Origin of the sequence: Pilosibacter fragilis, assembly GCF_032490495.1 — a bacterium.
Lineage (GTDB): Bacteria > Bacillota > Clostridia > Lachnospirales > Lachnospiraceae > Pilosibacter > Pilosibacter fragilis.
Map to the genome: position 1 here is coordinate 131,862 of NZ_JAVYJB010000010.1, position 13,405 is coordinate 145,266.

The window sequence follows — 13,405 nt, forward strand, 5'->3', positions numbered from 1 at the left end:
AAAAAGACACCTGCAAAATTCTCTGCAGATGTCCCTACTGACATTTTTATTTCTCTTTAAATTGATTGATTTTCTCCAATAATATATCTTTTTTATTTAATTCTGGTTTTTCAAGCACCAGATTCAAAAGGTACATGAGCCCGTCGCCGATCTGCTTTCCTTTTTCCAGACCTTTTGCGAGAAGATCGCCTCCGTTGACCGCCAGCTGCTTCAGGCTCACACAGTCTCCTGCCTCTTTGATCTCCTCAAAAAGCCGCAGGATCCCCGGAACTGTCTCATCTCCGTCCAGCTTCTTTAGCTGCATGGCTCCAAGGAACTGGTACTCCGTCACCCGGCTTAAAAGTCTCCGGATCTCGACCTTATCGACCGCAAGCGGTGCCTGGAATGCCGTGATCATGTTCTTTACGTTTCCAATAGTATCATTGTCAAGCTTTAATCCGCGAAGGATCTTCACCGCCTGCTCCGCTGTCATATGGCGCAGGAAACCGGCCCATCTATGGGATTTGTCCGCCGGAAGCGCAGCGATGCCAGCCCAGCATTCTTTTAACGGATCCATGGAATTTCTGCTCTCCAGTTCCCGTTCAAACACCTCCGTAAATCCTGGCGTCACATACTCCGCGATCCCCGTCGCGTCCACCATCCAGATCTTCTCCGGATGATCCGACAGCAGAAGCTTCGTGAGTTCCACCTGGATCCGCTCCTTGCTCACATGGACGAGGTTCGGCGCGATCTCAGCAATGGCCTTGTACGTCTCATCCTCGATCACGAAGTCCAGCTGTGCCGCAAACCGCACTGCCCTGAGAATCCGCAGCGCGTCCTCCGTAAACCGGTCCTTCGCACAGCCAACGCACCGGATCACCCGGCGCTTCAGGTCTTCCATGCCCTCAAACTCATCCACGATCCCCGTCTCATGGCTGTATGCCATGGCATTGATCGTAAAGTCCCGGCGCTTTAAATCTTCCCTGAGATCCGGCGTAAACTCAACCGTCTCCGGATGTCTTCCGTCCAGATATTCCCCGTCGATCCGGTATGTGGTGACCTCATAGCCGCTTCCATTCTTAATGATCGTCACCGTTCCATGCTTAAGGCCTGTATCCACGGTTTTCCCGAAGATCTCCTTCACCTGCTCCGGCTTTGCGGAGGTTGTAATGTCCCAGTCCCCCGGAATTCTCCCGAGGACTGCGTCCCGGACACAGCCTCCGACGATAAATGCCTCGTATCCATGGCTTCGTATATTGTCAATGATCCATTCCGCCTCATAGGGCATCTCAATTCTCACCGGTCCGGTTTCCTCCTTATAAATTAGTAATCATTTCCCCAGATTCTTAAGAACTGGGATCAGCCGTTTCGCCAAAACTGCCGCCAGAACACATAAAATAAAATCCTCACCGACCGTCAGAAGAAAGCAGTTGACAAACACGACCTTCCATCCGACGCTTACGCCAAGGACAAAATTGCTGCACACATAAAAATAGATCATCCCGCAGCCATAGTCTGCGAGAAGTCCCCAGAATGCAGAAAATAAAAGCCAGGAAAAAGATGTACTTTTCCTGATCTCATATACACGTCCCGTCACATAGGCCGCCGCCGCAAATCCGATCAAAAAGCCGAATGTAGGCTTTAAAAGATACGCCGGACCACCGCCCGTGGCAAAGACCGGGATCCCACACAATCCGATCACCAGATATGTCAGCACGCTGGCAAATGCCCTTTTTGATCCAAGCAAAAGCGCCGCAAGCAGCACAAAGAAAAACTGCAGCGTAAAGTGCATGGGCACTGGCTGTACCGGGATCGTGATCTTGAGAAAAGCTCCGACGCCGATGAGGGCTGTAAACAGCCCTCCGAGCGTCAGATCCCTGATATTCCATTGCTTCATTAATATGCTTTGCCCCAGTAAACCATCTTGGTTGCCGGTTTGCCGCAGCATACGCAGGTCTCAGCAAGCTTCTCCTGCTTGAACGGCATACATCTGGAGGTCACGCCGACCTGCTCCTTTAACTTGTCCTCGCATTCCTGGCAGCCGCACCACATCGCACGGATGAATCCCGGCTTGTTGTCAGCGATGTCCTTCATCTCTTCCATGTTGTGTGCGTCGTAGGTGTGGGCGTCACGGTGTGCTTTCGCACGCTCGTACATGTCATGCTGGATCGTCTTTAAGAGCTCATCCACCTTCTCTGCGATCTCGCTTAAAGCAACGGTGATCTTCTCGTGGGTGTCACGGCGTACTAATACAGCCTGACCTGCCTCGATATCCTTCGGTCCAAGTTCTACACGGACCGGGATTCCTCTCATCTCGGACTCGGAGAACTTCCAGCCCGGGCTCTTATCAGAATCATCAACTTTTACGCGGAAGTTGGAGAGAACCTCCTCGACCTCTCTTGCCTTCTCAAGAACGCCCTCCTGCTGCTGGCGGATCGGAACGATCACAACCTGAGTCGGAGCTACGTTCGGCGGAAGTACAAGACCCTCGTTGTCACCGTGTACCATGATGATGGCACCGATCATACGGGTCGTCATACCCCAGGAGGTCTGGTGAACATATTTTAACTGGTTGTCCTTATCGGAATACTGGATGCCGAAAGCCTTTGCGAAGCCATCGCCGAAGTTGTGGCTGGTTCCGGACTGGAGTGCCTTTCCGTCATGCATTAAGGACTCGATGGTATAGGTTGCCTCAGCACCTGCGAATTTTTCTTTATCTGTCTTCTGTCCGCGAACGACCGGGATCGCAAGGAAATCCTCGCAGAAATCTGCATAGAGGTTTAACATCTGGATCGTTCTCTCCTGAGCTTCCTCTGCTGTCGCATGTGCGGTGTGGCCTTCCTGCCATAAGAACTCTCTGGAGCGGAGGAACGGTCTTGTCGTCTTCTCCCATCTTACTACGGAACACCACTGGTTGTATACCTTCGGAAGGTCACGGTAGGAGTGGATGTCTTTCTGGTAGAAATCACAGAACAAAGTCTCGGATGTCGGGCGGACGCAGAGACGCTCCTGAAGCGGCTCAAGACCTCCCTGTGTTACCCATGCAACTTCCGGTGCGAAGCCTTCTACATGGTCTTTCTCTTTATCAAGTAAGCTCTCCGGGATGAATAACGGCATGTAAACATTCTTTACGCCTGCTTTTTTGAAGCGCTTGTCCAGTTCATGCTGGATGTTCTCCCATATCGCGTATCCGTCCGGTTTGATGACCATGCAGCCCTTTACGCTTGCATAATCACATAATTCTGCTTTTTTTACAACGTCTGTGTACCACTGCGCGAAATCGTCTTCCATAGAAGTGATGGATTCCACAAGTTTCTTCTCTCTTGCCATTGCTTTTCTCCTTTATATGAATTCTTGGATTGCATACATCTAAAATTTCTGAGGATGCAGGACGCCTGTTCCGTTCCGGGGCACTCCCCGTGGAAACGAAAAAGAATGTGCCTTTTTATGCAACAGGGAATTCCTCGGAATTTCCTGTTATATAAAAAAGGCTGTCGTCCACAAAAGGGACCGACAGCCGGCGTTACCACCCAAATTAGCTCCCGCACTTTACGGGAACTCTCCTCTGATATCCGTTAACGCCGGATCTACGCTGTACTTAGCAATGTAGTCATTCACTGCGGCAATCTGTTTTCACTGCCGTTTTCCACATCTCTCGCACAAAGCTCCGAGGCCGGTTCAACAACGCGCACATGGAAGCTCTCACCGTCTGCTTCCTCTCTGGGATGCCGCCATTCATCTACTTTCCCTCTTCAATGCCTGTCTGATATGCATATATGATGGATTTTAATGGATTTTTCCATGTTTGTCAAGACTCCGGGACGGATTTTGCAGGCCGGCATCACCATCCCGGAGTCTCACACTTTCTGTGTCCATTCTGAACACACGATCTTTAAAATATCAGCTTGATCAACAGCCATCCCGCCGCGATGCATAACAGCACCAATGCAAATGCCGTGGAAATTCCGAATACGATTGCTCCGACAGCGATGGATAAGATAAATCCAAACAAGCTCAGCACCGCGCCGAGAAGTTTTCCACATACGCCAAGCACAAGACCAACGCACTTAAAGATCACGACAAGAAATATGATCGCAAATAAAATTGACATGATTTCGCCTCCCGTCAAACAAAATCTCGAGGATTTCTTCGGCTTATTATATTCCCACTGTCAACATTTGTAAATATAAATCAGCTCCCAATCGCTAAATACCTGATCTGATGTTACAGTTCATGCTTACATGAACTGTAACCGATTTTGCCGATGCTTCGCATTCCAAATCGGCAAAATCCGCTGCCATAACTGTATTGTACGGGATTTTCAGTTCAGAAAATCCCTATCCATACACGGTAATGAGCCGCCCAGTTCCGTCCTTCTGGTAAACACGGTGGGAGATCGAGATAACAGTACGCCCTTCCGACGCGCTCTTTAATGCCCGGAGCACCATCTCCTCCGTCTCCGCGTCAAGGTTCGCCGTGATCTCATCGAGAAGCAGGATCCCAGGTTTTCCGGCAACGGCTCTCGCGATGGATAAGAGCTGCCACTGACCCTGGGAGAATATCTCCGGTTTACATAATGTGTCATAGCCATCATCCAGGCTCACGATCGTCCCATGGAGTCCCACGAGCTTCGCGGCCGCCTGCACCGCCTCGTCCCCGATCGCCGGGTCAAACAGTGTGATCTGGTCGCGAACCGTGCCCGGAACCATATGAAAGGACTGTTCCACATAGCCGAACTTCTTTCTTTTCTCCTTGTCAGAGAGCCGATATGCCGCCTCGCCCTCAATCAGAGCCTCACCGGAATTCGGGCGATAGAGTCCTAAAAGCAGCTTAAAGATCGTACTCTTTCCGGCGCCGGTACGTCCCGTCAGCGTTACCTGCTCGCCCGGATAGATTGCGAAATTCATGTCATTTAAAACGATGTGGTCGTCGTAGCCGAAGGTGACATCTTTAAACTCCACGCATGGTTCTGTATTTTCGAAAATTCCGCTATCATTTACCTTGGCCGCGTCTAAATCTATACTCGCCGCACTGGTGTCCCCGGAACTATTCTCCGCTCTCCCCTGCGCATTCTCTAATTCCTGTACAGCGCCATTCTTTCCAACTGTATGTCTGGAATCCACAAGTGCTCTCTCTTCTACCATCTCCCTCTCCGGCTTCGCCAGAAACTCGTTGATCCGGTAAACACCCGCAACCGCCGACTGGATCGTCTGGATCTCCATGCCGAGGTTCTCGATCGGCGAGAATACCTGGGAAATATAGTTGATGACTGCGACAGATTTTCCCACGGACATGCCGAACAATGCCAGGATCTTCGCGTTTCCGGATGCCGCAAGCAGCATGACGATCGCCACCGCCACCGCATTCAGGAACAGGATCAACGGCGAGTAAACAGCGTCGTAAAAGTTCGTCTTCTCGACCGCCGAATAGCTCTCCCCGATATAGTCATCATACCTTTTCTCCATATACGTCTCTTTTCCAAGTGTATGGATCGTTCTAATACACCGGATTGTCTCCGGAACATGATTTGTGACACGGCTCATTGCCGCGCGATTCTCTAACTGCGCCGTCAGCATCTGCTTCTGGACGATTCTCGTGAACGCAAAGATCACCGGAATCAATACAACAAGAAGCAGCGCAAGTCCCCGGTTCTGGAACCAGATCACCGCAAAGATACTGATGACTCTGCAGGCATCCGCGAACATGCTGATGATTCCGGAGGTAAACAATGCCTCCACGGTATCTACATCGCCCACAAACCTGGATACCACAGCACCCGGCTCTTCCTTATTTAATGTGTCAGCGCTCAGCCGGACAAGCTTCTTCGAAAGCTCGCTTCGGAACGCATGGGTCATCTTCTGTCCAAACACAGTCAGGAAACTTTCTCTCAAGGACTCCAGCGCCCCCGACAAAAAGATCAGCAGAAAATACTCTGCTGCCATGGAAAATCCCGGGAAATTTCCGCCGGCGATCCGGTCAATGATCTTTCCGAGAACGAGAGGCGGAAGCAGGGAAATGACAACGGCACCCGTCACCGTCAGAATGATTCCGATGGAAAGCCATTTTTCCCGCACGACGGTATTTCCGATAATCGATGCCGCGCTGATACGTCTATTTGCAGTCATGATTTCCATCTCCTCTCCCCAGAATTTTCACGCGGTCTCCCTGATGGATTCCCGCGATTTCCGCTTCTTTTCGTTGTCTATTCAATATCTTCATATTTCTGTGCGCCGTCAGGATGATCCTTTTTCTCACTTGACAGAATATTTTCATCTTTCTCCGAAACCTGCGCCCTGTAAAGCTCCGCGTACTGCGGATTTTCCGCCATCAACCTCTCATGGCTGCTGCATGTTCCCATCTTCTGGTCCATCCAGATCACCTGGTCGAACTCCGGGAACAGGTATAGTCTGTGGGAGATCAGGAACACGATCCTGTCTTTCGAGAGCTCCTTCACATGCTCAAATACCTGTTTTTCTGTATTTCTGTCGAGCGCCGAGAACGGATCATCCAGAACCAGCACCGGCTTTCCATGGCAGAGTGTTCTCGCCAACGCAAGACGCGCCGCCTGCCCTCCCGAGAGACGGACGCCACTGTTTCCCACAACGGTCTTCTCCTTCTCCTCCATCTCCCGGACCTCTTCGTCGAAGCATACAGCCCTAAGCCATGTCCAGACGTTGTCATCATCCCCCAGGAGCACGTTGTTTTCCACGCTGTCTCCCAAAAGCTCCGGATCATGTCCAAGATACCCGATGATCCGGCTCCGCTCATTTTCCGTGTAGGAGGAAAGCTCCCTGCCGCCGTAAGTCAGATGACCCTCATACGGATATTCGCAGAGAAAACTCTTTCCCAGTGTAGATTTTCCGCACGCCACCGGCCCCGTGATGCCGACGATCTGACCTGGTTTCGCGGTGAAGGAAATCTCCTTAAAGATCGGGTCACTGCCCGGATAGGCGAAAGTGAGATGATCAGCTACGGCTACGTTTTCTTTGACGCTGTTCTTTTCTGACTGCTGCCCGGATTTATGCACCGCACTGCCTCCCGGTCCATTCTTCATATCCTTGTCGGAGTTTTCAGCATTGTAGTTTTCATTCTGCGCCGCGATCTCATCTTTCTCCACAGCCTCAGACGCCCGCTCCATGTACGGATGGATCCTCTTCCAGGAAACCTGCGCCTTGTGGACCGCATTGAAGAGCTTCGCCGCCTTCGAGGACTTATCGGAGAGCTTCGCGTAACATGCCAGGAATGTGGTAAATGCCGCCACATCCCATGACGTCCAGCCCATTCTGAGGATATTTTCTGAACCGAAATACAGGATCATCACAGTTCCCGCCATGGCGATCACCTTGTAGACCGGCGGCAGAGCCGCGTTCCAGATATTCGCCTTTACAGCTGCTTGTTCATACTCTTTTAAGTGGACTTCGTAGTTCTCCCCGCGCTCCTTCTCACATCCGAAAACACGGTATGTAATGGCGTTGGTGATCCGGTCCAGGGTCACCGCATTGAGCTTTCCGGTCTGCTTCTTGTAATCTGCTCCCGTTGTCTGGACGATCCGTTTCATCTTCTCTGCTATAATATAGGAAAAAGGGGGAAAGATCATGGAACAGAGCGCCAGTCTCCAGTCGTAATAGAGCAGCATGCACACATATCCGAAAAGCGCCACACCTGTATCAAAGATCTCTGTGGTAAACTTTCTCATACCTTCCACGCAGTCATCCACGTCGGAAATCGCCTTCGTGATGACGTTTCCGGCGCCCTCTTTTTCCAGCTCCACACGGGATTTATGTATCAGTGTCCGGTACAGGATCCGCTTCATCCGCCGGTTTACATTGTTGGCGAACCGGCGCACATAGAACCGCTTGATATATCTCGCCAGCTGCACCGTTCCGATCACGATCACATAGGCGGGCGCCAGCCGGAGCATCGCCGGAAAACGCTCCGTCCCAGTCAGGATCTGCATCAGACAGCCCGCCATCTTTCCCTCAAACCATGGCCCCGCCATGAGGCCCAGGTTATAGATCAATCCCGACACTGTGATCAACGCCAGAACCTTCCATTCTGCCTGGAAATACATCATGATCTTATCTGGGCGAAAATTTTTCTTTTCCATTTCTGTTCTTTCCTGAAGTCTTATAAACTTTTCTGAGTTACCGATTTCTCTCTGAAGCAGCTTCGTCCGGAGTGTCTGTTTTTATTTTTGCTGCAATTTCTTCAAAAATATCTTTTTTCTGCACCAGACCCAGAATTTCTCATTCTCTTTATTATCACCGCTGCTTTCAAGATCCCAGCTTCAAACAGTTCTATTTTTTACATCTTTTTTTATTCATCTGCACCCTCTATATTCTCTTCCTTATGCTTCTCCACTAACTCCGCTACATCCACAAATCCAGCTCTCCGCTCATTCTTCGACCGCCAGTACAGTTTGTCGAGCGTCTCACAAAATGCGTTTTTCTCCTCCTCCGGCAGCTCCGCCAGCAGCCACTCATAAAAGACCGCCTCGATACTCGCCTTCGAATTCTTTAATGCCTCCGCCTTTTTTGTCGCGTAAAGCAGCTGGCTTCTTCCATCCGCCGGATTCGGCTTTCTCTCGAGATACCCTTTTGCCTCCAGGCTTGCCGCCCGCCTCGCCGCAGCGCCCTTATCGATCTTAAGAGTCTCCCGTACCTCCGTCTGGGTGATTCCCGGATTGTGGCGCACGAGATGGATAAAATCGAATTCTGCTGTTCCGATCCCCTCTTCCTTCATGGTCTGCACCGTGAACTTTCCAACCTCACGGGCGATCTTTGTGATCTTTCTTCCAGTCTGGTCCATAAAGTCTCCTCCAAATATCGCTTTACTTTTGCTCTCCCGGCTTCACGCTATCTGCGTATCTTATTCCTGTTCCATAGAATTACAATATCGCAAATCCCGGCGGACTCCCTCGTTCATATCCGTCCTGTCTCACCACTATGCAAATTTTAACACAATTTTGCTCCAGATAGTTGTACCATCATCTAAATTGGATGATAGTACAACTATCTAATTTTGTCAACCTCATATTTCTGCTTTTTCTTTGAAAATAATGTCTTTACTTTATTTTCTTAAAATTTCAGTATGAAAAACGGCATCCAGTAAAAGAATGATATTATTTTAACAAAGTCTGCCATTTTGTTGTTGATTTTGTCCAAATTTCATGTATAATGGAAGTGAAAGATATCATTATTGCCTGTAAAATTTCCAGGTAATGGTACCTGTTCAACCCTGAACATGTACAAGACGATAGTCCTGCCCCACTGCGGTCGGGACCAAATTTATGAAAAGAGGTTAGATAAGCGATGGCAAAGATTGATTTAAGCAAGTATGGCATCACCGGAACCACAGAGATCGTCTACAACCCGTCTTACGAGATGTTATTCGAGGAGGAAATGAAGCCGGAACTCGAAGGCTACGAAAAAGGACAGGTCAGCGAACTCGGAGCAGTTAATGTTATGACCGGTATCTACACCGGCCGTTCACCGAAAGATAAATTTATCGTTGTGGATGAAAATTCCAAAGATACTGTATGGTGGACTTCTGACGAGTATAAGAACGACAACCATCCGGCTTCCCAGGAAACCTGGAAGGCAGTAAAAGATATCGCATTAAAAGAGCTCTCCAACAAGAGACTTTTCGTTGTCGACGCATTCTGCGGCGCAAACAAAGACACCCGCATGGCGATCCGTTTTATCGTTGAGGTCGCTTGGCAGGCACACTTCGTAAAGAACATGTTCATCAAGCCGACTGCTGAAGAGCTTGAGAACTTCGAGCCGGATTTCGTTGTTTATAACGCATCCAAGGCAAAAGTTGAGAACTACAAGGAACTCGGCTTAAACTCCGAGACAGCTGTTGTCTTCAATATCACAAGCCGCGAGCAGGTTATTATCAACACCTGGTACGGCGGAGAGATGAAGAAAGGTATGTTCTCCATGATGAACTACTACCTTCCGTTAAAGGGCATCGCATCTATGCACTGCTCCGCTAACACAGATATGGAAGGCAAAAACACAGCGATCTTCTTCGGACTTTCCGGAACAGGTAAGACAACTCTTTCCACAGATCCGAAGCGTCTCCTGATCGGTGATGACGAGCACGGCTGGGACGACAACGGAGTATTCAACTTCGAGGGCGGCTGCTACGCTAAAGTTATCAACCTTGATAAAGAATCCGAGCCGGATATCTACAACGCGATCAAGCGTGATGCTCTTCTCGAGAACGTAACACTTGATAAAGACGGTGTGATCGACTTCGCTGACAAGAGCGTAACCGAGAACACCCGTGTATCCTATCCGATCGACCATATTAAAAATATCGTTCGCCCGATCTCCGCAGGTCCGGCAGCTAAGAACGTGATCTTCCTCTCCGCAGATGCATTCGGTGTACTTCCGCCGGTATCCATCCTGACTCCGGAGCAGACAAAGTACTACTTCCTGTCCGGTTTCACAGCAAAGCTTGCTGGTACAGAGCGCGGAATCACAGAGCCGACACCGACCTTCTCCGCTTGCTTCGGTCAGGCATTCCTGGAGCTCCATCCGACAAAATACGCGGAAGAGCTTGTTAGGAAGATGGAAAAGAGCGGCGCTAAGGCATACCTCGTTAACACAGGCTGGAACGGAACCGGCAAGCGTATCTCCATCAAAGATACCCGTGGAATCATCGACGCGATCTTAAACGGCGATATCTTAAACGCACCGACAAAGAAGATCCCGCACTTCAACTTCGAAGTTCCGACCGAACTTCCGGGCGTTGATTCCAAGATCCTCGACCCGCGTGATACATACGCAAACGTTGCTGACTGGGAAGAGAAGGCAAAAGACCTCGCAGGCAGATTCGTCAAGAACTTTGCAAAATATGAGAGTAACGAAGCTGGTAAAGCCCTCGTTGCAGCTGGCCCGCAGATCTGATCGTCTTACTGATTTAGCTTTATAAGCTGATAAATGTCAGAGGACACTGCATGTAACGTGCAGTGTCCTCTTTTTGCATCTTATCACTATTACGATCCTTAACATTCTGAGCCAGCAGGATCCGCTCCTACTATAAGCTGGTCTTTCCTGTTCAGCGCTCTCTACTCCGCATGTGCCGCCGTCTTAAGCGCCAGCCGTACCAGATCATCCATGGACTGGGCATGTTCCCGCTCTGGAAGGTCCACAAAGATCTCCTGTCCGTTCTCGTCATAGCGGATTCCTGTTGTGATTCCCACCATCATCAGAGCCCGGCATCCAAACTCTGCTGCCGCCGTATAAAATGCGCAACCCTCCTGTTCAGAGCACAGCATACCGTACTTCTTCCACATCTTCGACTTATAATTTTCGTCGCGGTAAAGTCTGTCGTTGCAGACCGTTCCGCCCACGTACGTCACGAGATGTTCCTCATCCGCAATGCGTTTCGCGGTGCTCAAAAGCCCGAAATCTGCCACCGGTGAGAAATGTCCGTTGAACATGTTGTCGTTGATTCCGCTGGTGGTGCTGACCGCCTGGGACAGGACGATATCGAAGTTTTTCATATCGTCCCGATAGCCGCCGGAGGTACCTGCCCGCACCAGGATCTTACAGCCATAATCCCTGCAGAGCTCCGTGGCGTAGATCAGCATGGACGGTCCGCCCATTCCGACTGCCATCACAGATACCCGTACTCCCTCAAACATTCCCGTATAGCAGTACGCACACCGCACATCATTCACAAGCACCGCATCTTCCAGATAATGTTCCGCGATATACTTCGCCCGGTTCGGATCTCCTACCAGGACGACCCGCTCAGAAATTTCGCCGACTTCGGCATGATTATGCATCGTCATCTGTATTCACGCTCCTTTTTCTTTCATATGTATATCCTACCATAATTTCACCGGATTGTCTGCCGGAAACCATGGTTACTCCACTTTCAGCGCATTCGGATAGATCTTTTTCAGCATCTCATCCCCATAATGCTCATCCATCACCTGCTGCCAGGCGGAATCCGCCGGGATTCCCTTTTCCCTCTCACTGCTTCGCACAAGGGCCAGCCCGGAGACCGCCATGTCCACGCAGAAAAATATCAGGAGAAGCCATGTCGCTGCCTTTCCGAAGTTTATCGGAATCTTCTCGATCCAGGCGGACATTACCGGGTAGATACCCTTGATCCATGCCACAGCCGCAATTCCCCAGAAAAAGCAATACAAAAGATTGATCCGCCCGCCAAGGTTAAATGGAATCTTACTGTAGTCCCAGAAAACTTTTCCAAAGAGCATTTCTGTCAAAACGCTGCAGGTATACTCATAGGCACCGCCGAGGAATGTTCCCATAAAGAACAGGAACCGGTCGGAATACTTCCGGTAGCGGTACAGCAGCATCGTAGCCGCAGCCAGGGCCACGCCCCAGACGATGCTGAACGGTCCCCAGACAAAGCTGCTGCGGCTCATCCACACGCCCGCCGTCACCCGGCAGAAGATCGTCTCCACGATATCTCCGAGGAATGCGCCGACTACCAGAAGCAGCGCGATCTTGTAAAAACAGAGGCCATAGGCGAATATCGTCTTTCTCTGCTCAGCCTCCGCCTGGAGCTCCTCCCGGTATACCGCCTCCGGGTAGGCGTTCTGGATACGGCGGTCCACCCAGCCATAGATCTTCCGCTCAAGCCTTGAGCTCACACCTGTGAGCCAGGAATCCACGCCTTCCCACTGGCGGATCCTGCGGCTTCTGCCGGATAAGATACATAAGGTCGCCGTGACATCCATCGCCAGCACAGCCGCCAGAATCCACACGATCAGATGCCCCGGAGTCCGCGGGAGCATCCGGAATACCCGCACCAGGACCGGTGCACCCCACCGCATCGTAGCGGCACCAAGAACGCCCCATACGATAGACACCGGCACACAGATATATCCGTCCAGGTTCCATTTCATGTGGGAATAATCCCACCACCGCTCATGGTACATCCTCTCGATCACATGGCCAGCGATCCACTCCGCCAGAGTCGAAAAGATCATACTGCCGAGAAACAGCCAGATTCCATGCAGTTCCCGGCAGACAACAAGCATCGCGGTTCCCGTAATACCGTAAAGCACGCAGAACGGCCCATTCACGAGCCCTCTGTTTACAAACCGTCTCTGCCGAACTGCCGCTGTCACCGTCTCGAGGACCCAGCCGAAAAAGCTGAACGCAAAGAACAGCCACAGTCGCTCAAATCCTGTATACCCCATATTTTGTACCTATCCTCTCCTGATTTTTCTTTTGTTTTCCCGGAAGCATTGCCTCATTTTTGCATCTGTTCCCCGGAATACTGTCCTCCGCTTTTTCATTCCCTTACTTTTCATCCTGCTTCTATAAAAAGCAAAACATGTATCCAGATATTCTACCACATTTCTTCTTCATATAGAATATGTTTCTTTTATTTCGCTTTTTCAAAGTTTTCCTATTTAAATAAGGGCATCTCCCAC

10 protein-coding genes and 1 other annotated feature are annotated in these 13,405 nt (G+C 50.4%); of the genes, 1 reads left to right on the forward strand and 9 read right to left on the reverse strand.

Features of this window, described 5'->3' with window-relative positions:
- Positions 1-46: 46 nt before the first annotated feature.
- From ABCW45_RS11140 to ABCW45_RS11170, 7 genes are all read right to left on the reverse strand, one after another.
- Positions 47-1,279: a CCA tRNA nucleotidyltransferase gene (locus ABCW45_RS11140; RefSeq protein ID WP_343220849.1), complete on the reverse strand. Its 1,233-nt coding sequence runs from the start codon at positions 1,277-1,279 to the stop codon at positions 47-49.
- A 30-nt stretch (positions 1,280-1,309) separates the two neighbouring features.
- Positions 1,310-1,876, reverse strand: a complete 567-nt coding sequence (locus ABCW45_RS11145) for a biotin transporter BioY (protein WP_021905906.1) — start codon at positions 1,874-1,876, stop codon at positions 1,310-1,312.
- Positions 1,876-3,309: a proline--tRNA ligase gene (proS, locus tag ABCW45_RS11150; protein ID WP_015555070.1), complete on the reverse strand. Its 1,434-nt coding sequence runs from the start codon at positions 3,307-3,309 to the stop codon at positions 1,876-1,878. Before proS ends, ABCW45_RS11145 begins: the two co-directional genes overlap by 1 nt.
- Before the next feature lie 172 nt (positions 3,310-3,481).
- Positions 3,482-3,744, reverse strand: a binding site (T-box leader).
- 127 nt (positions 3,745-3,871) lie between these two features.
- Entirely contained in the window at positions 3,872-4,090 is a 219-nt protein-coding gene (locus tag ABCW45_RS11155; protein ID WP_021905908.1) for a hypothetical protein, read from the reverse strand.
- A 226-nt stretch (positions 4,091-4,316) separates the two neighbouring features.
- Entirely contained in the window at positions 4,317-6,104 is a 1,788-nt protein-coding gene (locus ABCW45_RS11160; RefSeq protein ID WP_343220850.1) for an ABC transporter ATP-binding protein, read from the reverse strand.
- Between the two features lie 77 nt (positions 6,105-6,181).
- Positions 6,182-8,086, reverse strand: coding sequence for an ABC transporter ATP-binding protein (locus ABCW45_RS11165; protein ID WP_343220851.1), 1,905 nt, complete (start codon positions 8,084-8,086; stop codon positions 6,182-6,184).
- A 209-nt stretch (positions 8,087-8,295) separates the two neighbouring features.
- Complete coding sequence (locus ABCW45_RS11170; protein ID WP_015555074.1) at positions 8,296-8,787, reverse strand: MarR family winged helix-turn-helix transcriptional regulator; 492 nt, start codon at positions 8,785-8,787, stop codon at positions 8,296-8,298.
- 503 nt (positions 8,788-9,290) lie between these two features.
- Here ABCW45_RS11170 and pckA point away from each other — a divergent pair.
- Positions 9,291-10,895 carry a phosphoenolpyruvate carboxykinase (ATP) gene (gene pckA / locus ABCW45_RS11175; RefSeq protein ID WP_343220852.1) on the forward strand — a complete coding sequence of 535 codons (1,605 nt, stop codon included), beginning with the start codon at positions 9,291-9,293 and terminating at the stop codon, positions 10,893-10,895.
- Between the two features lie 161 nt (positions 10,896-11,056).
- On the opposite strand, the gene ABCW45_RS11180 is transcribed toward pckA, so the two are convergent.
- Positions 11,057-11,785, reverse strand: a complete 729-nt coding sequence (locus tag ABCW45_RS11180) for a purine-nucleoside phosphorylase (protein ID WP_343220853.1) — start codon at positions 11,783-11,785, stop codon at positions 11,057-11,059.
- A gap of 75 nt (positions 11,786-11,860) precedes the next feature.
- On the reverse strand, positions 11,861-13,168 hold the full coding sequence (locus ABCW45_RS11185) for a putative ABC transporter permease (RefSeq protein ID WP_343220854.1): 1,308 nt from the start codon (positions 13,166-13,168) through the stop codon (positions 11,861-11,863).
- Positions 13,169-13,405 lie beyond the last annotated feature (237 nt).